Source organism: Pseudofrankia inefficax (assembly GCF_000166135.1).
In the GTDB taxonomy this organism is placed as follows: Bacteria; Actinomycetota; Actinomycetes; order Frankiales; family Frankiaceae; genus Pseudofrankia; species Pseudofrankia inefficax.
Genome location: NC_014666.1, coordinates 657,136 through 678,710, shown reverse-complemented (window position 1 = coordinate 678,710; position 21,575 = coordinate 657,136). Strand labels below are relative to the sequence as shown.

Annotated in this window: 17 protein-coding genes; 12 read left to right on the top strand and 5 right to left on the bottom strand. The window is 72.1% G+C overall.

Annotated elements, in window-relative coordinates; genetic code table 11:
- Positions 1 to 122 precede the first annotated feature (122 nt).
- A complete protein-coding gene (gene galU, locus FRAEUI1C_RS02695) occupies positions 123 to 1,043 on the bottom strand; it encodes a UTP--glucose-1-phosphate uridylyltransferase GalU (protein ID WP_013421745.1) in 921 nt (306 codons plus the stop codon).
- Between the two features lie 262 nt (positions 1,044 to 1,305).
- Between galU and FRAEUI1C_RS02690 the strand changes: the two genes are divergently transcribed.
- Both FRAEUI1C_RS02690 and FRAEUI1C_RS02685 read left to right on the top strand, forming a co-directional pair.
- On the top strand, positions 1,306 to 2,001 hold the full coding sequence (locus tag FRAEUI1C_RS02690; RefSeq protein WP_013421744.1) for a 5-formyltetrahydrofolate cyclo-ligase: 696 nt from the start codon (positions 1,306 to 1,308) through the stop codon (positions 1,999 to 2,001).
- 304 nt (positions 2,002 to 2,305) lie between these two features.
- Positions 2,306 to 2,656: an FmdB family zinc ribbon protein gene (locus tag FRAEUI1C_RS02685; protein WP_013421743.1), complete on the top strand. Its 351-nt coding sequence runs from the start codon at positions 2,306 to 2,308 to the stop codon at positions 2,654 to 2,656.
- A 403-nt stretch (positions 2,657 to 3,059) separates the two neighbouring features.
- Here the strand turns inward: FRAEUI1C_RS02685 and FRAEUI1C_RS02680 are convergent, their stop codons facing one another.
- Entirely contained in the window at positions 3,060 to 3,290 is a 231-nt protein-coding gene (locus FRAEUI1C_RS02680) for a hypothetical protein (protein WP_013421742.1), read from the bottom strand.
- Between the two features lie 126 nt (positions 3,291 to 3,416).
- Here FRAEUI1C_RS02680 and FRAEUI1C_RS02675 point away from each other — a divergent pair, with 126 nt between their 5' ends.
- Complete coding sequence (locus FRAEUI1C_RS02675) at positions 3,417 to 3,704, top strand: hypothetical protein (protein ID WP_013421741.1); 288 nt, start codon at positions 3,417 to 3,419, stop codon at positions 3,702 to 3,704.
- Between the two features lie 67 nt (positions 3,705 to 3,771).
- Here the strand turns inward: FRAEUI1C_RS02675 and FRAEUI1C_RS02670 are convergent, their stop codons facing one another.
- The gene (locus FRAEUI1C_RS02670) at positions 3,772 to 4,542 is read right to left on the bottom strand and encodes an alpha/beta fold hydrolase (RefSeq protein ID WP_232425276.1); all 771 of its coding nucleotides are present in this window, start codon (positions 4,540 to 4,542) and stop codon (positions 3,772 to 3,774) included.
- 442 nt (positions 4,543 to 4,984) lie between these two features.
- On the opposite strand from FRAEUI1C_RS02670, the gene FRAEUI1C_RS02665 reads away from it, so the two are divergent.
- The 7 genes from FRAEUI1C_RS02665 to FRAEUI1C_RS41545 all read left to right on the top strand — a co-directional run bounded on the left by FRAEUI1C_RS02665 (position 4,985) and on the right by FRAEUI1C_RS41545 (position 12,717).
- Positions 4,985 to 5,794 (top strand): GntR family transcriptional regulator, encoded by an 810-nt coding sequence (locus FRAEUI1C_RS02665; protein WP_013421739.1) that lies wholly within the window; start codon positions 4,985 to 4,987, stop codon positions 5,792 to 5,794.
- A 304-nt stretch (positions 5,795 to 6,098) separates the two neighbouring features.
- A complete protein-coding gene (locus tag FRAEUI1C_RS02660) occupies positions 6,099 to 7,739 on the top strand; it encodes an ABC transporter ATP-binding protein (RefSeq protein WP_013421738.1) in 1,641 nt (546 codons plus the stop codon).
- On the top strand, positions 7,736 to 8,872 hold the full coding sequence (locus FRAEUI1C_RS02655; RefSeq protein WP_013421737.1) for an ABC transporter permease: 1,137 nt from the start codon (positions 7,736 to 7,738) through the stop codon (positions 8,870 to 8,872). Before FRAEUI1C_RS02660 ends, FRAEUI1C_RS02655 begins: the two co-directional genes overlap by 4 nt.
- Positions 8,869 to 9,786, top strand: coding sequence for an ABC transporter permease (locus FRAEUI1C_RS02650; RefSeq protein ID WP_013421736.1), 918 nt, complete (start codon positions 8,869 to 8,871; stop codon positions 9,784 to 9,786). Before FRAEUI1C_RS02655 ends, FRAEUI1C_RS02650 begins: the two co-directional genes overlap by 4 nt.
- A 193-nt stretch (positions 9,787 to 9,979) precedes the next feature.
- Positions 9,980 to 11,155 (top strand): BMP family ABC transporter substrate-binding protein, encoded by a 1,176-nt coding sequence (locus FRAEUI1C_RS02645; protein WP_013421735.1) that lies wholly within the window; start codon positions 9,980 to 9,982, stop codon positions 11,153 to 11,155.
- Positions 11,156 to 11,412: 257 nt separating this feature from the next.
- Positions 11,413 to 12,162, top strand: coding sequence for a biuret amidohydrolase (gene biuH, locus FRAEUI1C_RS02640; protein ID WP_013421734.1), 750 nt, complete (start codon positions 11,413 to 11,415; stop codon positions 12,160 to 12,162).
- Between the two features lie 123 nt (positions 12,163 to 12,285).
- Entirely contained in the window at positions 12,286 to 12,717 is a 432-nt protein-coding gene (locus tag FRAEUI1C_RS41545; protein ID WP_013421733.1) for a metal-sensitive transcriptional regulator, read from the top strand.
- A gap of 157 nt (positions 12,718 to 12,874) precedes the next feature.
- Here FRAEUI1C_RS41545 and FRAEUI1C_RS02630 read toward each other — a convergent pair whose 3' ends face one another.
- Positions 12,875 to 13,516 (bottom strand): response regulator, encoded by a 642-nt coding sequence (locus FRAEUI1C_RS02630; protein ID WP_013421732.1) that lies wholly within the window; start codon positions 13,514 to 13,516, stop codon positions 12,875 to 12,877.
- Positions 13,517 to 13,754: 238 nt separating this feature from the next.
- Positions 13,755 to 18,032: a hybrid sensor histidine kinase/response regulator gene (locus tag FRAEUI1C_RS02625; protein ID WP_013421731.1), complete on the bottom strand. Its 4,278-nt coding sequence runs from the start codon at positions 18,030 to 18,032 to the stop codon at positions 13,755 to 13,757.
- Positions 18,033 to 18,146: 114 nt separating this feature from the next.
- Between FRAEUI1C_RS02625 and FRAEUI1C_RS02620 the strand changes: the two genes are divergently transcribed.
- Both FRAEUI1C_RS02620 and FRAEUI1C_RS02615 read left to right on the top strand, forming a co-directional pair.
- Positions 18,147 to 20,588, top strand: coding sequence for a SpoIIE family protein phosphatase (locus FRAEUI1C_RS02620; protein WP_013421730.1), 2,442 nt, complete (start codon positions 18,147 to 18,149; stop codon positions 20,586 to 20,588).
- A 476-nt stretch (positions 20,589 to 21,064) separates the two neighbouring features.
- Positions 21,065 to 21,574, top strand: coding sequence for an ATP-binding protein (locus tag FRAEUI1C_RS02615; protein WP_013421729.1), 510 nt, complete (start codon positions 21,065 to 21,067; stop codon positions 21,572 to 21,574).
- Position 21,575: the final 1 nt, after the last annotated feature.

The following is a 21,575-nucleotide window of genomic DNA, read 5'->3' as shown; positions in this document are numbered from 1 at the left end:
CCGCCAGCGTCAAGGGATACCGACGGCCCGTTGTGTCTTAGGAGAGCAGGTCACGCGCCCGGCGGGCATACACGCTGCGGAGCCACCAGCGGGGTGCTGGTCAATCGTGAGTCCGGTGCGGACTAGTTGTCCGCCTTCGGACCGCCGTTCGCGACGTACTCCTCCAGCCACGGGTAGATCTCGGGGCCCAGGTCGGCCCGCTCGCAGGCCAGCCGGATGACGGCCTTCAGGTAGTCGACCCGGTCGCCGGTGTCGTAGCGACGCCCGGTGAACACGACGCCGTGCACGGGCTCGCCGACCTCGTCGGCGGCCTGCGCCAGCTCCCGCAGCGCGTCGGTCAGCTGGATCTCGCCGCCGCGGCCGGGCGGCGTGCGGCGCAGCACCTCGAAGACCTTGGGCGCGAGCACATAGCGGCCGATGATCGCCAGATTGCTCGGCGCCTCGTCGGCCGGCGGCTTCTCGACCAGGTCGCGGATGCGGACGGTCTCGTAACGCCCGCCGGCCGCGACCGGCGCCGGATCCACGGTGGCGACGCCGTAGAGCGAGACGACCTCCTCCGGCACCTCCATCAGCGCGATCACGCTGCCGCCGAACCGCTCCTGCACGGCGAGCATCTCCTCGAGGAGCGGATCCCGCTCATCGATCAGGTCGTCGCCGAGAAGCACCGCGAACGGCTCGTCACCCACGTGCGGGGCGCCGCACAGCACGGCGTGCCCGAGGCCGCGCGGCGCGCCCTGGCGGACCGAGTGCACCTCGGCGAGCTCCGCGGACCCACGCACCCGCGCGAGCCGGGCCCCGTCGCCCTTGCGCTCCAGCGCCAGCTCCAGCTCCGCATCGCGGTCGAAGTGGTCCTCGACGGCCTTCTTCGACCGGCTGGTGACGAGCAGAACGTCCCGCAGGCCGGCGCGGGCGGCCTCTTCGACCACGTATTCGATGGCCGGGCGGTCTACGACGGGCAGCATCTCCTTCGGCACGGCCTTCGTCGCCGGAAGGAACCGGGTCCCGAGGCCCGCAGCCGGAATAACCGCCTTCGTCACTGGCATAGCCGAAACCTTAGTCGGCTCAACTGTCGGCGGCACAGCCATGGGCGCACAGATCGGTTAACACCACACCGGGCCGCGCGGGGCCATCCGGCGGCCCGCCTGGCGACCGGCCGAGCCGCCCGTTCGATCGCCCAGCGAGACCGTTCGTCCACGGTCCGGACAGGCCTCGGATGACATCCGGTCATCCCGCCGACGTGGTCGTCGGTGACCCTCGCGGCCGGAGTTCTCCCGCCCGACCTCGACTTCGGGCAGTCTTTGGCGGGTGGGCGAGCAGGACGCGGACGACGCCATCGCCCGCGCGAAATCCGACCTGCGCCGCGCGCTGGCCGCCTGCCGCAGGGGCGTCGGCCCACGTCCCGGGCCGGGCCCGGTGATCGGCCTGCCCGGCTCCTGGGCGGCGTCGGACCGCGAACCGGCCGGACCGAGCCCGTCGATCCAGACGGGAGCTCAGCCGAGGGCCCAGGAGGCGGCGGACGGCGCCCAGATCGCGCGCCGCGTCCTGTCCCTCCCGGAGGTCACCGCGGCCGACCGGATCGCCGCGTTCGTGAGCCTGCCCGGCGAGCCCAGCACGCTGCCCCTGCTGGACACGCTGCGCGCGCGCGGCGTGCACGTGCTGCTGCCCGCGGTGCGCGGCGATCTCGACCTCGACTTCCGCGAGTACACCGGCACCCTCGTGCCGGGCGCGCTGGGCACCCGGGAGCCACCACGGGCGGCCGCGACGGTCGACCTGGCGAGCGCGGACGTCGTCCTGGTCCCGGCGGTGGCCGTCGACCCGCGCGGCCATCGGCTCGGCCGCGGCGGCGGCTCCTACGACCGCGCGCTGCGCCGGGTCCGCGACGCCGCGACGCTGGTCGCCCTCGTCGACGAGCACGCGATCGTCGAGGCGGTACCCGTCGCCGCGCACGACCGGTCCGTCTCCGTGATCGTCACGCCGACCAGGCTCCTTCGCTGCCGGTAGGACGACAGCCCACCCGCGCGGGCGCCGGAGTGCTCGCGGCCGTGGCGGTGCATCCTGGGATGAGTACGAGGGTCGGTCAGTGAGCCGCGGCCGGCAGGCCTGCGGCCCGAGACCGGCCTGGTCAGGGCTCGGTGTGACGGTTCGGATACAGGTTCGTCGGCCCGAGCCGGAACGCGAGCGGGGGTCGAGCGGTTAGAGTTGGCAGTCGCTAGCTACGAGTGCCAAACGGCCGGATCGACCGGGTCCGACACTGGCCAGATCTACAAGGCCGGCACCTGGCCGGATAGACACAGCGAGGGAGACCGTGCCCACTTACCAGTACCGCTGCACCGCCTGTGGCAACGACCTCGAGGCCGTGCAGAGCTTCAGCGATGCCGCACTGACCGAGTGCCCGGTCTGCGGGGGCCAGTTGCGCAAGGTGTTCAGCTCGGTCGGCCTCGTGTTCAAGGGCAGCGGGTTCTACAAGACCGACAGCCGGTCCGGCTCGTCGGCGACCGCGCCCGCGCAGCGGAAGGACGGCACGGCCGACACCGGGAGCAAGGAGGCGCCGAAGACCGACGCCGCCAGCTCGCCGTCGACCACGAGCCCGGCCCCGGCCGCGGCGCCTGCCACCAGCGGCTCGACCAGCGCCACGTCCTCCGCCAGCGCGGCCTGACCCACCGCCGCGCCAGCCGCCGCTCGCCACGGGCCGAGGCCTCACCGCCTCGGCACCGCTGTTCGCGACCGCGCCGCCACGGGACCCGGTCCTGGTCGACCGTGGTGGGCCGCCGGCAGACTAATCCAGCCAGATGCCGCAGTCGGGACATTTTGCGCCTCTTTCGAGGCAGCGTTCCGCCACGGAGCAGCTAAACCGGTAGCCGGGCTTCCGTTAACAGGTCGACCAAAGACGTCAGACGCCAAGCAAAGAAGGCCTCGGACGGCCAGCGGGAAGGCCGATGGCACGGCTTCCCGGAGACGTCTCGGCGGTCGCTTAGAGCGCGCGGGGCGGCTTTGTGGCCGCCACGACGCGAAGCCACCGAGGCTCTCGGAAGAGGGCGGCCGAGTGCGGGAAGTGCGCGCTAGGGCTTTCGACGCCGGTAGTGCTCGACGATCCAGGCGTCGACCTCGCGCTTGCGCCAGACCCGCGTTCCCTTGGCACCGCTGCCCGCAGGGGCGTTGATGACCTGCACCGGATCCGGAAACCGCGGATCCTTACGGGTCCAGTAGTCAACCGCCTGCCGCGTGATCTTCAGTTGGAACGCGATGTCCCCGATGCCGACCAACTGCTCACCGTCGTCCACGGCGGACATCGTAGCCACTTTGCTCTGACGCCAGATAGGCGCTAGGTACTGTTTTGCGGTATAGCAATTCAACCGGACGGAATCCCCGTGCCAACCGCCGCGACGGATCGTCCGGGCGATGAGCAGGATCGGACTATGACGAGCGAGAACGAGGCCCGTAACGACTCCCCTGTCGTTGATGCCGCCGCCCGCCCCGCCGGCGGATCCGGGCCCGGGCCCGGGCCCGGATCCGGCGAAGCCGCGGGCCCGTCGGCCACCACTCGGTCGGCGGCTGCCGGTGCCCGGCCACGGCTCCGGCCGAGCGACCTCGACTGGGACAACGAGCCAGTGCACGGGCTCGACCCCGAGGACTCGCGCGCCGGGCGGGCCGACAACCTCGCCCGGCTGCTCGACGACGTCCCCCCGCATCACGTCGACCACTGACCCGGCCCGGCGGACCGGCGCAGGCGGCACGGGTCACGCGGGCAACGGCTGCGGCCAGCCGGCGCGGTCAGCCCAGCGTGGCGGCGATCTCGGCGAGCAGGTCGGCGAACTGAGCCGGGGCCTCAAGGTGAGCCGCGTGCCCACAGCCCGCCAGCACCCGGACCTCCAGCCCGAGCTCGCGGTGCAGCGCCGCCGCCGCGCGGTGCCGGATCTCCGGTGAGCGCTCGCCGACCGTGACGACGACCGGGCCCGGGGTGGGCCCGGGGGCGGCCGGTTCGAAGCGCAGGAACATCGACAGATCGCGCGCCACGGCGTCGGGATCGGCCGGCCCGTCGGTCGGCCGCCAGCTGGGACCGTAGAGCGCGCTCGCGAAGGCGGCGACGCCGCCGCTCGCGTAGGCCGCGGCCATCGGCGCGAGCAGCCCCGGCAGCAGCGAGCCGACGGCCGGCTCGTGCAGGACCGCGGCGGCCAGCGGCACGCCGGTCGCGAGCGCGGCCAGGCCCAGCGTCGCGCCACCGCTCACCCCGCCGAACACGACTGCCCGCGGCCCCTCCCTGGTCGTGGTGACGGCCGCGCCCGCGGCCAGCCGGGGCGGCGCGGGGGCGTCGACGGAGCGGGCGGCGGCCGGCGTCGCGGCGGCGGCCAGGGCGACGGCCTCGCGGACCGCGGCCAGCTCGCTGTCGAGATCGCCGCTGGACGGCCGGTCGGGCGCGAACGCCGGTCGGTCCCCCAGCGCGCGGCGCACGCCGGCCCAGATCGCGCCCGTGGTCGCCGCCCCGTGGAGCAGCAGGAACGACGGAGCGGGCGTCGTTCTGGCCGTGATCGTCCCCACAGTCACACCTCTCGTCCTGACCATCCGTCATGCGGGCCGTCCGGTCGCCCACCGGGAGCCCGTCGGCGTCGGGCGTCCCGCGGGCGCGGTGTGGCCACGCGCCGGGCCCTCGACATCATCGGGCCGCCGGTCCGGGCGGCTTCCCGGGCCGGCGGGGCCGACCCAGGAACGTAACAATCGGCTGGTTGATCGGAAACACGGGAATCTTTACCGTCACCTGCATGTACACGAGCCTGTATACAGGCTCGTATTCGGGGGGACGGGTGTTGCGCAGTGTCCGAAGTTTCCCGTCCGCCGCCGCGGCGGCGGGCCGGCGGTCGTCGAGCGGTGGGCCCTCGTCGGGCCGACTTCGCTCGGGGGCCGCTGCTCGGCCGGACCGGTCCGGCGCGGGCCTCGATCAGGCACGCGGCGGCGACAGGTCGGTCTTCGATGGCGGATGCTCGGCGTCATGACACCGACGCAGCCGCCGACGGCCCGACCGTCGAGTGCGCAACCGACCGCGGGGCGGCCGTCGACTGCGCAGGCGCCCACCGAGCGATTCACCCCGCGACCGCCATCGGCCCGCAACGCCACGACCGGCAACCTGCGGGAACACGCCTACGTCGGGCTGCGACAGCGGCTGATGGCGGGCGAGTTCTCCTTCCGCGACCGGCTGACCGAGGAGCGGCTCGCGGCCCTGCTCGGGGTCTCCCGGACGCCGGTGCGCGAGGCGCTCACCCGGCTGGCCGGGGACGGGCTGGTCGAGAAGCGGCTGGACGGGGGCTACTACCCGGCCGAGCCGGATCTCGACGGCCTGCGCGACCTCTACGAGATTCGGGTCGTCCTCGAGCTACACAGCCTGGAACGCGCGCTGGAATCCGGCGTCCCGCACGACCCCGCGCTGCTGGAACCGCTGCGCGAGAACTGGGAGGCGCTGCGTCAGGCGCCGCCCGACCCTGACCCCTCCTTTGTCGCGCTTGACGAAGGATTCCATCTCACACTCTGCCGTGCGTCTGGCAACGTCGAGCTGGCCAACATGCTCGACGCCATCAACGCCAGGATCCGGCCCGTTCGGATGCACGACTTCCTCACCGAAGACCGCATCCACATGACCATTGAGCAGCATCTCGACATCGTCGAGACGGTGCTCGGCGGCGACCTGCCCGAGGCGGTGCGCAAGCTGCGCAACCACGTCGGCGAGTCGATGGAGGTCGTGGAGAAGCGGGCCGCTAGCGCAATCACCCAGATGGCGCTCCGCCGAGGCCGCTCGCCGCGCTGAAGCCGTGACATCGCCACCCTGCTCGTCGCCGTTGTCGGCTGCCCGGACGCAGAAATCCCGGTAGCCGGCTGATCGGTCGCGCGCTCGGCGGCTGCCCGGCAATCCGGTCTGGCCTCGCCCGACGCGCTCCTGGGCCACGTACAGGCGCCAGAAGAAGGGTCGCGATGTCAGCCACGTTCGGGCGTTGGCCCGAAACAATCCCTCGACCGCCCGCCGCCGGAAACCCGTCCCGACCGCCAGCCGACCGGCCGCACAGCCGGGCCGGCGGCCGCGGCCGGATCGACGCCGTCACCGGGAGCCGGCCGTGTCAGCGGTAACCGCGACGGCGCCCGACGGCCAGACGGCCACGGCCGAGCCGCTCCTGCGCGTCACCGATTTCACCAAGCGGTTCGGCGAGGTGCTCGCCAACTCCGACGTGAGCTTCGACGTCCGGCCCGGCGAGGTGCACGCCCTCATCGGCGAGAACGGCGCCGGCAAGTCGACGCTGCTCAAGCTCATCTACGGCATGTACAAGCCGGACTCCGGGGAGCTGCGGGTCGCCGGCGAGCAGGTCGCCGTCGGCTCGCCGACGCAGGCACGCGCGCTCGGCATCGGCATGGTCTTCCAGGACCTGCGGCTGGTGCCCGCGTTCACCGTCACGGAGAACTACGCGCTGGCGCTGGCCACGTCCGGGATCACGATCCGCCAGGCCGAGCTGCGCAGGCGCATCACCGAGGCGAGCGAGACCTACGGTCTGGCCGTCGACCCGACCGCCCTCGTGCGGCACCTGTCCATCGGCGAGCGGCAGCGCACCGAGATCCTCAAGGTGCTGATGTCGGGGGCCCGGATCGTCATCCTCGACGAGCCGACGAGCGTGCTGGCTCCGACCGAGGTCGAGGCGCTGTTCGCGATGGTGAACGGGCTGCGCGCGCAGGGCCTGGGCATCGTGATCGTCACCCACAAGCTCGCCGAGGTCCGGGCGATCGCCGACCGGGTGACCGTGCTGCGCGGCGGACGCGTCGTGCTCTCCGGGGTCGACCCGAAGCCGATGACGGACGCCGAGCTGATCGAGGCGATGGTCGGGCAGACGGTCGCCGCGCTCCCGGCCGAGCGGCCGACCGTCACCTCCGACGCCCCGCCGGCCCTGGAGCTGACCGACGTCAGCGCGCTCGGCGACCGGGGCGTCACCGCGCTGCGGGACGTCACCCTCACCGTCAACCCGGGCGAGATCGTCGGGGTGGCCGGGGTGGCCGGCAGCGGCCAGCGCGAGCTGTGCGAGGTCGCCGTGGGCGCCCGGTCCGTCTCGGCCGGAACCGTCCGGGTGAACGGCCGCGAGCTCGGCCGCGGCGGCCCGACCGCGGGGATCGCGGCCGGAGCCGTTGACGTGCCGGAGGACCCGGTCAACGACGCGGTGGTCCCGACGCTGACAGTGCTCGAACACATGGCCCTGTCTCACCTGAAGGCGTTCCTGCGCCGGATCGGCGTGGACTGGCGGCGGGCCGGCAAGCACACGACCGACATCAACGAGAAGGTCCAGCTGCGGATGGCCCCGGCGCACCGCCGGGTCGCCGACCTGTCCGGCGGCAACATCCAGCGGGTCATGCTCTCCCGGGCGCTGGGCCGCGAGGCGCCGCTGGTCGTCGCCGCGTACCCGAGCCGGGGCCTGGACATCGCCACCACCCGGCGCACCCAGGAGCTGTTGCTGGCCAGGCGCGCGGAGGGGGCCGGCCTGCTGGTGGTCTCCGAGGACCTCGACGAGCTGATGGCGGTCGCCGACCGGATCGCGGTGTTCTGCGCCGGCCGGCTGACCGGCGTCGTGGCGGCCGCGACCACCAACCGCCAGGAGCTCGGCGCGCTGATGACCGCGACCGGGCCGGCGACCGACCAGCCAGCCGACACCACACCCGCCGCCGCGGCCGCGAGCGGCACCCAGACGGACGCTCAGACGGGGGGCGAGCAGTCATGACCGACACCACGATTCCGGCGCAGTTCAGCCCGGACGAGGGCGGCACGGTCCTCACGAAGGCGACCACCCCGGTTGGGCCCGTGGTGGCCGCGCCGGCTGAGAGCCGACTCGCGGGCGCCGGGCGCGCGACGGCCCGCTGGGCGCTCGCGCTCGCCGGCGCGATCGCCATCTTCACCGTGCTCCTGCTGGCCAAGGGCGCGAACCCGGCCAGCGTCTACGCGAACGTCTGGACGTCGACCTTCACCAACTCGCAGTCGATCGAGCAGATCTTCATCAAGGCGGCGCCGCTGCTGCTCGGGGCGCTGGCCGTCGTCGTGCCGGCGCGGGCCGGGCTGGTCAACGTCGGCGGCGAGGGCCAGATCGTGATCGGCGCGGTCGCCGCCGGCGGAATCGGCATCTCCCTCGGGGACAAGCTCAGCGGCGGCCTCGCCATGCTCCTGATGGCCGTCGCGGCCATGCTGGCAGGCGCCGCCTGGGCCGGCCTCGCGGCCGTGCTCCGCCTCACGGTGGGGATCAACGAGGCCGTCAGCACGCTGCTGCTGAACTACATCGCGCTCGACGTGCTGCTCTACCTGATCTACTCGCCGTGGAAGGACCCGCACGGCACCGGGCAGCCGACCACGGCGGAGCTGGCCGACACCGCGAAACTGCCCTACCTCGGCACCACGTCGGTGCACATCGGGATCGTCTTCGCGCTGATCGCGACGGCCGTCGTCTGGGCGCTGCTGCGCTACACCACCTGGGGCTTCCGGCTCCGGGTGATCGGCGGCAACCCGGAGGCCGCCCGGCGGGCCGGGCTCCCGGTCGCGATGCTGCTGCTCTCGGCGATGCTCGTCGGCGGGGCGCTGGCCGGCCTCGGCGGGATGGTCCACTACGCCGGCGTCGAGTACAAGCTGCGCACCGGCATCACCACCAACTTCGGCTACATCGCGTTCCTCGCGAGCTGGCTCGCCCGCCACAACCCGGTGAGCGTCGTCGTGGCCGCCGTGGCGCTCGCGGCGATCACGGTCGCCGGCGACAGCCTCCAGCTCGACTCGGGGCTGCCGGCCGCGACGGTCAACATCCTCATGGGCCTCGTGCTCATCGCCGTTCTCGGTTGGACGGCCCGGCGCAAGAACGGGACGGCGCGATGAGCAACCTGGCGGTGGACGTGCTGTCCGGCGCGGTCGGCGGTGGGACGGCGATCATGTACGCCGGGCTCGGCGAGACCATCTCGGAGCGGGCCGGCGTCATCAACCTCGGCACCGAGGGCAGCATGCTCGGCGGCGCCCTGGCCGCGTACGCGGCGACGGCGACCTCGGGCAGCGCGTGGGTCGGCGTCCTAGCCGGGATCGGCGCCGGGGCGGCGCTGTCGGCCGTGCACGCGATCCTGGTCATCGCGCGCAAGGCCAACCAGTTCGCGTCGGGCCTGACGGTGATGTTCTTCGCGCTCGGCCTGACCTCCCTGTTCGGCGCCGCCTACGTGGGCCGGCAGATCCACGCGCTCAACCCGTGGAAGGTGCCGGGCCTGGCGTCCATCCCGTGGCTGGGGCCGATCCTGTTCGACCATGACCCACTGACGTACCTGTCGTACTTCGTGGCGCCGGCCGTGTGGTGGGTGCTCTACCGCAGCCGGGTCGGCCTGCTGGTCCGCACGGCGGGCGAGCATTCCGAGGTGCTGCTGGTGCACGGCTACTCGACCAGCGCGGTCCGGTACGTCTCGGTGATCGTCGGCGGCGGCCTGTGCGGGCTCGGCGGGGCCCAGCTGTCGATCGCCTACTCGAACGCCTGGTTCGAGAACATGACCGTCGGCCGGGGCTTCATCGCGGTGGCGCTGGTCATCTTCGCCACCTGGAACCCGCTGCGGGTGATGGCCGGCTCGTACCTGTTCGGCGCCGCGCTGGCGCTCTCCCCAGCGCTCCAGGCCCGCGGCTACGGGATCAACCAGTTCGCGCTGGACGCGATCCCGTTCGTCGTCACGATCCTCGTCCTGGCCATCCTCGGGAAACGCACGCTGCTGGCCGCTCCGGACGAGCTGCGCCGCGTCTTCGAGACCAGAACGACCTAGACCCCGCTCTCCCCCACCGATCAGCCGCGAGCTGAACCGGTTCTCGCCGCCTGCCCCGGAGCCGCCCGGGGCAGGCACCTCCACCGCCCGTCCGTGCCTGCCTGTCCCCGGCACCCGCCTTTGCTTTCCAGCAAACAGCCGAGGCTTCTCGGCTCCCCACTTCCCTGCCTGCCATGGGAAAGGACCCACTCGCATGAGATTCCGCTTCCGGCGTGCGACAGTCGCGTGCACCGCGCTGGCTGCCGCGCTCACCCTCGCGGCCGCCGGCTGCAGCAGCGCCGCGTCGCACGACTCCACCACCAGCGGGGCGTCCGGATCGTCGGCGCCCGGCAAGGGCAGCAAGGCCGTCGGCTTCATCTTCGTCGGCCCGAAGGACGACTACGGCTACAACCAGGCCGCCTACGAGGGCAGCCAGGAGGTCAAGAAGGCGTTCCCGGACCTCCAGGTGATCACCGCCGAGAACGTCCCCGAGGACGACAACGCGGCCCGGGTCATGGACTCCATGATCCAGAAGGGCGCGAAAATCATCTTCGCCACCAGCTACGGGCACCTGGACGCGGCCCTGAAGGTCGCGGCCGAGCACCCGGACGTCGTGGTCGTCCAGCAGGGCAACGTGATCGCCAACGGCAAGGTCACGGCGAACGTCGGCACCTACTTCGGCACCGTGTACGAGCCCGTCTACCTCGCCGGTATCGCCGCCGGCAAGGCCACCAAGACGAACAAGCTCGGCTACGTCTACGCGTTCCCGATCCCGCAGACCATCGCGAACATCGACGCCTTCGAGCTCGGCGCGAAGTCGGTCAACCCGGCCGCGAAGACCTACACCGTCAACACGTCGAACTGGTGTGACCCGGCCAAGCAGGCGCAGGCCACCCAGAGCCTGCTGTCGCAGGGCGTCGACGTCATCACCCAGCACCAGGACTGCACCGCGACCGTCATCAAGGCCACCGAGGCCGCGGGCGCCTACACCGTCGGCTACCACGCGGACGCCTCGTCGCTCGCGCCGAAGGGCTGGCTCACCGGTTCGCAGTGGGCCTGGGGCCCGCTCTACACCGACATCGTGAAGACGGCGGAGGCCGGCACGTTCACCGGCAGCAAGTACAACGCCAACTACCGGGTCGGCTACAAGAACGGTGAGAACCCGTTCATCCAGTCGCCGTTCGGCCCGTCGGTCACCCAGGAGACCAAGGACGCCATCGCGGCGGCCAAGACGAAGATCTCGGCCGCGGACGGCTCGCCGTTCGTCGGACCGGTCACCGACCAGGACGGAAAAGTCCGAATTCCCGCCGGAACGGTGCCGGACTACGCGACGCTGGACACCATCGACTACTTCGTCGACGGCGTCGTCGGCCAGCTCCCCAAGTCCTGATCCCACCGGGTCCCACCACCCGGCTGCCCTGATCCGCCCGCTGGCCCGCGCCGTCGCCGTCCCACGCAGGGACCGGACGGCGCGGGCCGACCGGCCGCCCGCTCCGACCCCAAACCTGATCGCCGTTTTGGCCCTCGAATGGTCGCGAGAAGACCCGATTCACGACCACTTGAGGATGAAAACGGCGATCACTCCCATCCGGCGCCTCGGCTGACCTGATCTCCGCCGGCGAGCGCCGGGCCAGCGAAAGGACCACGATGACCGACACCGAGACCGCGACTGCGACATCGGGGGCCACGAACGGGCCAGCTGTGTTCGGCACGGTGGACGCTGAGCCCTACGCCTGGCCGTACAACGGCACGTTCACCGCCGCGACGACCGCCGTCATCAACATCGACTGGCAGGTCGACTTCTGCGGCAAGGGCGGCTACGTCGACGCGATGGGCTACGACCTGGAGCTCACCCGGGCCGGGCTCGCCCCGACCGCGCGGCTGCTCGAGGCGCTGCGCCCGCTCGGCTTCTTCATCATCCACACCCGCGAGGGCCACCGGCCTGACCTGTCCGACTGCCCGCCGAACAAGCTGTGGCGCTCGAAGAACATCGGCGCCGGCATCGGCGACGAGGGCCCGCAGGGCCGGATCCTCACCCGCGGCGAGCCCGGCTGGGAGATCGTCGACGAGGTCGCGCCGCTGCCGGGCGAGGTCGTCATCGACAAGCCGGGCAAGGGCTCCTTCTACGCGACCGACCTCAACCTCGTGCTGAACCGGGCCGGGATCACGCACATCATCCTCACCGGCATCACCACCGACGTCTGCGTGCACACCACGATGCGGGACGCGAACGACCGCGGCTACGAGTGCCTGCTGCTGTCCGACTGCACCGGCGCGACCGACTACGGCAACTACCTGGCCGCCCTGAACATGGTCAAGATGCAGGGTGGCGTGTTCGGCGCCGTCGCGACCTCGGACGCCCTGCTGGCGTCCGTCGGCGCGCCGGTCAACGCCTGACCTCTCCGGGCCGGGAGGAGCGCGGCACGCTACGGCCCCGGTCGGCGGCTGTGTGCCACACCCCGTTCCGAGGTCCCTGCGTACTCTCGGGGGGTACTCACGGGCATCGGGACGGGGTGTGGCATGTCGACGAGCCCGCGCACGGGCGGCGAGGTGGACCCAACCGCTGGTCGGAACCCACCTACCGGCCAGAACCCAGTCGCCAGCACGGAGCCCGGTCCCGGCGCGGACCCAGCCGCCGGCGCGACGTCAGCCGTCGCGGAACCGGCGCCCCCGCATGGCTACAGCCACCACCGGGAGGACTACCTGGCCCGGCTGCGCCGGGTCGAGGGCCAGGTCCGCGGGCTGCAGCGGATGGTGTCCGATGACAAGTACTGCATCGACATCCTGACCCAGGTAGCCGCGGTGACCCGCGCCCTGCAGTCCGTGGCCCTGGGCCTGCTGGAGGACCACCTGGGCCACTGCGTCGCGGACGCCGCCGCCGAGGGCGGGCCGGTCGCCGAGGCGAAACTGCGCGAAGCGAGCGCCGCCATCGCCCGCCTCGTCCGCTCCTGACGACACCGCGCGGCCAGCCTTCCCGCACCGGACCGCCGCCCGTGATCGCCGATCTGACCCTCTGGTGGTCGTCATCAGGCCGGTTTTACGACCACCAGAGGGCCGAAGTAGCGATCTTGAGCGCGACGAAGCGCCGCGGGGCGCCGGGCCAGTCGGGTCAGGTGGTCGGGGTGGAGCGGGCGAAGGGGCTCATGCGGGCGACGAGGCCGCGGACCTCGGCGCCGGCGGCGGCGATGATCTCTTCGGGCGAGGCGTCCCGGGCGCCCTCCAGCAGCACGTCCAACGCGATCAGCCGTTCGGCGACCTCGGTCATCAGGTCGAAATCCTGGCCGCGCTGGTGGACGAGTTCGCCGAGCCGTTCGTTCTTCTCGAACAGCTCGACGAAGACGCTCACCTTCGCCCGCAGCAGCCACGGGTCGAACGGCTTGGCGATGTAGTCGACGGCGCCGACGGCGTAGCCGCGGAAGGCATGATGCGGCTCGCGGTCGATCGCCGTGAGGAAGATGATCGGGGTATCCCTGGTCCGGCCGCGCTGCTTGATCCGGTGGGCCGTCTCGAAGCCGTCCATGCCGGGCATCTGGACGTCGAGCAGGATCACCGCGAAGTCGTCGACGAGCAGCCGCTTGAGCGCCTCCTCGCCAGAGGAGGCGGTGACGAGCTCCTGGTCCAGCGACGCGAGGATCGCCTCCAGCGCCATCAGGTTGTCGGGCCGGTCGTCAACCAACAGGATCTTGCTCCGCGGCCGTTCCGTGCTCGGCCCGCCTCCTGGGTCGACAGGACCGCCGGTCCGCTCGGTCACCCGCCGTCCTCCTCCTTCAGGTCATGTTCGCCAGGTCATGTTCGCCAGTTTGTGTTCACCGTCGTATCAGCCGCGTGTCATGAGGTCGCCAGGATCGTCCGCCACCGGCCGCCGACACACCAACCATCGCCGATCGCCGCCAACCGGTCACCACCGCCCCCTCACAAACCTCACCAGCCGGCAGCGCCCACGTCGGCCAACGACAGCAAACCTAGGCGATTTGTACGGATTCGCCCGTCTAGGGACGGTCCGACATGTGGGAACGCATGACCGAGAGAAGATGGTCGAGGTCCACCGGCTTCGTGATGTAGTCGCTCGCGCCGGCCGAGATGCTCTTCTCCCGATCGCCCGGCATCGCCTTCGCGGTCAGCACCAGAATCGGCAGGTCGGCGAACGCCGGCATCGCGCGGATGGTCGACGTCGTCTCGTTGCCATCCATGCCGGGCAGCATCACGTCCATCAGCACCAGTCTGATCGCGACCGACGCCTGCTGCACCAGTCTGATGGCGTCGTGCCCGTTGTCCGCGTACTGCACCCGCATGCCGAACATCTCCAGCGCGCTGGTGAGCGCGAACACGTTGCGGACGTCGTCGTCGACGACCAGCACCGTCGCGCCCTGCAGCGGGTCGACCTCGTCGGGGCCGAGCTCCCGGCGCGGCCGCGAGGTCTCGGTCAGGAACGGCGTGCCGACCGGCTCCGGTATCGAGGACTCGAGCTTGGGCCGGCTGGCGCCCGCGCCGACCAGGTCGCCGGTCGGGTGCCATGGCGCGCCCAGCTCCGGCGTCCCAGCGGGCGCCGCCACCGGCGCGGACCCCGTGAACGGCGCGGCCTGCGCCGGGTCCGCGATCCACGGATCGCCACCGGTGCCGCTGCCGAGAGCCTGGAGGGGTGACCCGTAGGGCACACCCGCGGTGGACAGCGCCCCGTCACCGCCGATGATGATCAGCACGTCGTCCGGCTCGCCGGGGATCGGTCCGTAGAACGGCTGGTCGGCGGGCATCACGGACGGGACGTACAGGGTGAACGTGCTGCCCTGGCCCAGCACGCTGGAGACCGCGATCGAGCCGCCCAGCAGCCGGGCGATCTCCTTGCTGATCGACAGGCCGAGGCCGGTGCCGCCGTAGCGCCGTGACGTCGTCCCGTCCGCCTGCTGGAAGGCCTCGAAGATCATGCGCAGCTTGTCCGTCGCGATCCCGATGCCGGTGTCGGAGACGGCGAACGACAGCACCGTCGGCGCCGAGCGCAGGCTCGGCACGATGAACGGGCCGTCGGACGAGGCGACCGTGACGTCGAGGCGCACGGTGCCGGAGTCGGTGAACTTCACCGCGTTCGACAGCAGGTTGCGCAGCACCTGCTGGATGCGCTGCTCGTCGGTGACGAACTCGGCCGGCACGTCGTCCGCGACCTGGACCTCGAACGTGAGGCCCTTCACCTCGGCCACCGGCCGGACCGCCTGGGCGAGGGCGTCGCACATGGCCGCGGTGCCCACGGCCGTCGCCTCGACGTCCATCTTGCCGGCCTCGACCTTCGACAGGTCGAGGATGTCGTTGATCAGCATGAGCAGCTCGGAGCCGGACGAGTGGATCGTCCTGGCGAACTCGATCTGCTGGTAGGTCAGGTTGTCGTCCTGGTTGTCGGCCAGCAGCTTCGCCAGGATCAGCAGGCTGTTCAGCGGGGTCCGCAGCTCGTGGCTCATGTTGGCCAGGAACTCGGTCTTGTACTGCGAGGACAGGGCCAGCTGCTCGGCCTTCTCCTCCAGGCCGGTGCGGGCCTGCTCGATCTCGGTGTTCTTCTCCTCCAGGAGCTGGGCCTTCTCCTCCAGCTCCGCGTTGGTGCGCTGCAGCTCGACCGACTGGCTGCGCAGCTCCTGGGTGAGGCGCTGCGACTGGGCCAGCAGCTCCTCCGTCCGGGCGTTCGCCATGATCGTGTTGAGCACGACGCCGATGGTGTCGACGAGCTGGTCGACCAGCGTCAGGTGCAGGTCGGAGAACGGCGTGAAGCTGGCCAGCTCGATCACGCCGAGCACCTGGTTCTCGAACAGCACCGGCACGACGACCAGGTCGCTCGGCGGCGCGCTGCCCAGGCCGCTGCGGATCGTCAGGTAGCCCGGCGGCACCTTCTCGACCCGGATCCGGGTCTTCTCGACCGCCGCCTGGCCGATCAGGCCCTCGCCGAACAGGAACGTGCCGTCCGAGCGCCGCCGGGGCACCGAGCCGTAGCCGGCGACGTAGCGCAGCTTGTCGCCCTCGATGAAGTCGAGCAGGTAGACCGTGCCCTGCTGGGCGTTCACCGCCGGGGTCATCTCGGAAATGATCATCTGGCAGACCGCGTACAGGTCGCGCTGGCCCTGCATCTTGCTGCCGATCCGGGCCAGGTTCGACTTCAGCCAGTCCTGCTGCGCGTTGAGATCGGTCGTCTCGCGCAGCCGGGTGATCATCTGGTTGATGTTGTCCTTGAGCTCGGCGACCTCGCCCTCGGCCTCGACCGAGATCGACCGGGTCAGGTCACCGCGGGTCACGGCCGTGGACACGTCGCCGATCGCCCGCAGCTGGGTGGTCAGCGTGGACGCGAGCTGGTTGACGTTGTCGGTCAGGTCGCGCCAGGTGCCGGCGACCCCGGTGACCGTCGCCTGGCCGCCCAGCTTGCCCTCGGTGCCCACCTCGCGGGCCACCCGGGTGACCTCGTCGGCGAACGACGAGAGCTGGTCGACCATCGTGTTGACGGTGTCCTTGAGCCGGGCGATCTCACCCTCGGCGTTGACGGTGATCTTCTGGGACAGGTCGCCGTTGGCGACCGCGGTCGTCACGAGCGCGATGTTGCGGACCTGGGCGGTCAGGTTGCCGGCCATCGAGTTCACCGACTCGGTCAGGTCCCGCCAGACCCCCGAGACCCCGCGCACGTGCGCCTGCTCGCCGAGGTTGCCCTCGGTACCCACCTCGCGGGCGACCCTCGTCACCTCGTCGGCGAAGGACGAGAGCTGGTCGACCATCGTGTTCAGGGTTTCCTTGAGCTCGGCGATCTCGCCCTGCGCCGTGACGGTGATCTTCTGCGAGAGGTCGCCGCCGGCCACCGCCTTCGCGACCAGCGCGATGTTCCGGACCTGGGCGGTCAGGTTGCCCGCCATCGAGTTCACCGACTCGGTCAGATCCCGCCACACCCCGGAGACCCCGCGCACGTGCGCCTGGCCACCCAGGTTGCCCTCGGTACCGACCTCCCAGGCCACGCGGGTGACCTCGTCGGCGAACGACGAGAGCTGGTCGACCATCGTGTTCAGCGTGTGCGCCAGCGCCGCGACCTCGCCGCGGGCGTCGACGGTGATCTGGCGGGTCAGGTCGCCGCGCTGCACGGCGGCCGCCATCTCGGCGATGCCACGCACCTGGGTGGTCAGGTTGCCGGCCATGACGTTGACCGAGTCGGTCAGGTCCCGCCAGACGCCCGAGACGCCCTTGACCTGGGCCTGACCGCCGAGCCGTCCCTCGGTGCCGACCTCCTTGGCCACCCGGGTGACCTCGTCGGCGAACGCGGAGAGCTGGTCGACCATCGTGTTGACGGTCGACTTCAGCTCGGCGATCTCGCCCTGGGCGTCGACGGTGATCTTCTGCGACAGGTCGCCCTGGGCCACCGCGGTGGTGACCAGGGCGATGTTGCGGACCTGGGTGGTCAGGTTGCCCGCCATCGAGTTCACCGACTCGGTCAGGTCACGCCAGACGCCGGAGACGCCCTTGACGTTCGCCTGGCCGCCCAGCGCGCCGTCGGTGCCGACCTCGCGGGCCACCCGGGTCACCTCGTCGGCGAACGACGACAGCTGGTCGACCATCGTGTTCACGGTCGTGCCGATGCGCAGGAACTCGCCGCGCACCGGCTGGCCGGCGATCTCCAGCGGCATGTGCTGGGAGAGGTCGCCCTCGGCGACGGCCGCGATGACCCGGCCGACCTCGTGGGTCGGGCGGGCCAGGTCGTCGATCAGCGAGTTCACCGAGCGGGTGATGCTGCGCCAGCCGTCCCGGCCGCCCAGGTCGTCCATCCGCTGCGTCAGCCGGCCGTCTCGGCGGATCACGTTGCTGACCCGCTCCAGCTCGCGGGAGTGCCGCTCCTGCGTCGCCGCGAGCTCGTCGAACCGGCGGGCGACCTCGCCGCCGAGCCCGTCGCGGTGCCCGAGCCGGACGGTGAAGTCGCCGTCGCACAGGCCCGAGAGCCCGGCGAGCAGGTCGGACAGCAGCATGTCGACGGAGACGGGGCCGCCGCCCGATCCCAGGCCGTCCCCGGGCGGGTCGAGCAGGCCCGTCGCGACACCGTTGCCGGCCGCGGGGACCTCCGCCACCTGCTCCCCGTTCGAGCCCGGGCCGCCGTTCGGGGCCGGCCCATTGGTGGTCGTCATGGTGTCCGGCTGCGCGCCGTCCGTAGTCCCCGGGTGTCCGGCCACTGCCGAGCCGGCCTTCGGGCTGGTCGACGAACCGGGCAAGGCACCATCATCTTGGCGCGCATCCGGCGTTTCGTGGTCACGGTCGAGGCTCATCTGTCTCCTCGGGGTCTACGGCAGCACACCGGCGGTGGCTATTCGTCCCTCGGCAGGTCACACCCGGCGCCAGTATCCGCCTTACCGGGGACATCACAGGAGAGACTGACCGACATGGACGGCGCAGGGCTGGACGGACGGCCACCCCACCACACCATCACACTGCCGCCCGCGGCGGAATCGCCCCGGTCCGCTCGCCGTTTTCTGCTCTCCGCGCTGCGCGGGACCGTGGACGAGGACACGCTCGACTCCGCCCTGCTCCTGGTCACCGAGCTGGTCACGAACGTGGTCGTCCACGCCGGCACGCCGGCCACCGTCGACGTCACCGCCGAGCCCGTCGGGGAGCTGACCATCCAGGTCCGTGACCTGCACCCGGTGCGGATCGGGGCGGCCAGGCACCGGCCGGGCAATGGCGGGTCGGACAGCGCGAACGACCCGTTCAGCGAGTCGGGGCTCGGCGGGCTACGCGAGGACGGCCGCGGCCTCGCCCTGGTCGACGCGCTGGCCAGCAGCTGGGGGACGGCGCACGGGGCCGGCGGCAAGAGCGTGTGGTTCCGCCTTACCGCCGCTGCCCAGCCGGCACCGGACGAGCCCGGCGAGCCGCTCACCGGGAGCGGGAACGTCCCCCAGGACGGCCCAAGCGGGCCTGACACCGATGTGACTCTCGACACATCCACGCCCACGTCGACGGCGACCGTGGCCGCGTCGACGCCGCGGCAGGCCGGATCGGGCGAGCGCACCGGCGCCGAGGCCGCCCGAGCCGGGGCCGTGCCGGCGGCCAACCCGATCGCGGGCCCGACCCTGCCGACCGCGGTACCCACCGATCCCCCGCCCCCGGCGGCGTTCCCACCCGGCCACGGCACGAACGGCTCCGGCCCCGCCACGACCCATACCGCCACGACCGGAGCCGAGGGCGGCGGCCCCGGCAGGCGGGCGCCGGTGCTGCTCGACAAGGCGCCCGCCGGGCCGGTCCCTCGGGTGCCACGGATCGTCTCCCGGTCGACGGCCCGGGCGCTGACGGCCGAGGGCGAGGTCGCCGAACTGCTCGCCCAGCTCGTCGACACCCAGCCGGTCACCGGTGGGCTGGTGCACCGGCCGTCGCAGGACGACCCGCGGCCCGAGGTCGTCGCCTCGCTGGGCGGCCTGGGCGACGCCGGGGCGGCGGTGGCGATCCCGCTCGACCCGACCCAGGACACCCTCGGGGAGGTGCTGCTCTGGCCGGACCCGACGCAGCCGGGCTACCTCGGCCAGCCGGGCGCGGTCGACCTCGAACGGGTCGAGCTGGTGGCCCGCTGGATGGCGCTGGCGCTCGGCGGCGGCGACATGCGCCAGGCCGAGGAGCGCCGGATCGGGATGCTGTCGTTCCTGGCCGAGGCGTCCGACCTGCTCGCCGGCAGCCTTGAGCTGGAGCACACCCTGTCGATGCTGGCCCACCTGCCGGTCCCCCGGCTGGGCCGCTGGTGCGCCGTGTACCTGCGCCGCGACGACGGCAACCCGACGCTGGCCGCCGTCGCGCACGCCGAGGAGGCCGCGGAGCCGGCGTTGTCGGACACCGCGACCGATCTGACCGGCCCGCTGATGATCGCGGTCCGTGGCGCGGGCACCACCCCGGTGCGGCAGGTGAGCACCCCGGACGGCCCTGTCCTCGTGGCGGTGCTGCGCGCTCGCCGCCGGGTCCTGGGCATGGTCGCCGTCGGCCGCGACGTCGGCGGCTCCTTCACCGCCGACGACGCCGACCTGCTCGCCGACCTGGCCCGCCGGGCCGCGTTCGCGGTGGACAACGCCCGGCTCTACAGCCGGCAGGTGGAGCTGGCCGACGGCCTGCAGGCCGGTCTGCGCCCGCCGGTACTGCCCGAGATCCCGGGGCTCGACCTCGGGGCGGCCTACGGGGCGGCCCAGTCGGCCGGCCTCGACGTCGGCGGCGACTTCTTCGACCTGATGCCGGGGCCGAACGGCTGGACCGTCGCGATCGGCGACGTCTGTGGGAAGGGCGCCGAGGCGGCCACCGTGACCGGAGTGGCCCGCGCGGTGCTGCGGCTGCTCACCGGGCAGGCCACCCCCGTCGGCCAGATCCTCGGCGATCTCAACCGGACGCTGCGCGACACGGCGACGGCGTACCCACACGGCCAGCCGCGGTTCTGCACGCTGGCGACCGCGAGCCTGGCCGAGCCGACGCAGCGCGGGGTCCACCTCGTGCTGCACCTGGCCGGCCACCCCCAGCCGGTCCTGCTGCGCGCCGATGGGACCGCGTCGTATGTCGGCGTGCCGGGGACGCTGCTTGGCGTCCTGGACGACGACGAGGTGACCTTCCCGTCGGTGGACGTCGAGCTGTGCTCGGGGGACGCGTTGGTGCTCTACACCGACGGCGTGGTCGAGGCCCGGGCCGGCCGGGAGCTGCTTGGCGAACAGCGGCTGCTGGAGGCGGTCGTCGACTGCGCGGGCCTCTCGGCGCAGGGCATCGCCGACCGCGTCAGGGCGGCGGCCGACCGGTTCGCCGGCGGCAACCTGCGCGACGATGTCGCGATCGTCGTCCTGCGCACCCCGGCCTCCGGCTAGCAGCTACTAGGAGTGACCCACCTACCCAAAGGTGGTACCGGGCCGGGATTCGCGATCAGGTCCGTTGCGTCCCGTTTTGCCGGGCAAGATGTCCACCGATCGCGACTCTCCGTAGCGATGTTGCGCCGGTGGTTGCGACGGGGGGTAGCGGGGTAGGAGGCTGTCAGTGGCCCGCCGGTGATGACCGACCGTCATTCCCGAAAGGCCGACAAGGCGTTACCAGGACGAAGCCGACATTGTCACCCGCGTTCTGGCTGGCCGGACCCGGGCAGACCGTGCCGGGCCGTCCGGCGGGTGGTCGGACTGCCGGTGGAGCGGGTCAGGAGCGGAAACCGAAACTCGGATCCTCCCGGATGCTTCCGGACCGTCCTGACCGGGTACAACGTTCCGGATGTCCTCGCTGCGATGTGGTGGTCGATGAGCGTGCCGCAGGAACCCCCTCCGGTTTCAGGCACGCTGTCGCCGGCCCGTGCGCTATGACACCGGTACCGCGCGCGGAGTCCAAGGGGGAGCTGGTGTCGGTGGACGTGGTGCGCCGGGCAGGTTCGACAACGCCACAGGCGACCCACATCCTGGCGGAACTGCCGTATCTGCCGTCCGCGGTCCCGCGCGCGCGCCACGTGCTGCGCGAGTCGCTGCGGAGCGCCGGGCTGGACGAGGACGCCACCGCCGTCGCCGAGCTGCTCGTCAGCGAGCTGGTGACCAACGCGGTGAAGTACGGCCAGCCCCCGGTCTGGCTGTTGGTCGAGCTACGCCCCGGCCTGGTGCACGCCTCCGTCTCCGACACCTCGACCTCACTGCCCGAGCGGCGCGCCGTCGACGACGACTCGGAGGGCGGCCGCGGCCTGCTCGTGCTGGACGCCCTCGCCGGCAGCTGGGGCGCGGTCACGGCCGATCACGGCAAGTACCTGTGGTTCGACCTCGTGGTCACTCCCGCTCCGGCCACCGAACCCGATCCCGGCAAGCCCGGCGTCTCCGCCGCCTGAG

Coding starts and splice junctions, on each gene's coding strand:
- FRAEUI1C_RS02625 (WP_013421731.1), bottom strand. CDS start 18,032: ATGAGCCTCGACCGTGACCACGAAACGCCGGATGCGCGCCAAGATGAT.
- FRAEUI1C_RS02675 (WP_013421741.1), top strand. CDS start 3,417: ATGACGAGCGAGAACGAGGCCCGTAACGACTCCCCTGTCGTTGATGCC.
- biuH (WP_013421734.1), top strand. CDS start 11,413: ATGACCGACACCGAGACCGCGACTGCGACATCGGGGGCCACGAACGGG.
- FRAEUI1C_RS02665 (WP_013421739.1), top strand. CDS start 4,985: ATGACACCGACGCAGCCGCCGACGGCCCGACCGTCGAGTGCGCAACCG.
- FRAEUI1C_RS02680 (WP_013421742.1), bottom strand. CDS start 3,290: ATGTCCGCCGTGGACGACGGTGAGCAGTTGGTCGGCATCGGGGACATC.
- FRAEUI1C_RS02615 (WP_013421729.1), top strand. CDS start 21,065: ATGACACCGGTACCGCGCGCGGAGTCCAAGGGGGAGCTGGTGTCGGTG.
- galU (WP_013421745.1), bottom strand. CDS start 1,043: ATGCCAGTGACGAAGGCGGTTATTCCGGCTGCGGGCCTCGGGACCCGG.
- FRAEUI1C_RS41545 (WP_013421733.1), top strand. CDS start 12,286: ATGTCGACGAGCCCGCGCACGGGCGGCGAGGTGGACCCAACCGCTGGT.
- FRAEUI1C_RS02645 (WP_013421735.1), top strand. CDS start 9,980: ATGAGATTCCGCTTCCGGCGTGCGACAGTCGCGTGCACCGCGCTGGCT.
- FRAEUI1C_RS02650 (WP_013421736.1), top strand. CDS start 8,869: ATGAGCAACCTGGCGGTGGACGTGCTGTCCGGCGCGGTCGGCGGTGGG.
- FRAEUI1C_RS02620 (WP_013421730.1), top strand. CDS start 18,147: ATGGACGGCGCAGGGCTGGACGGACGGCCACCCCACCACACCATCACA.
- FRAEUI1C_RS02655 (WP_013421737.1), top strand. CDS start 7,736: ATGACCGACACCACGATTCCGGCGCAGTTCAGCCCGGACGAGGGCGGC.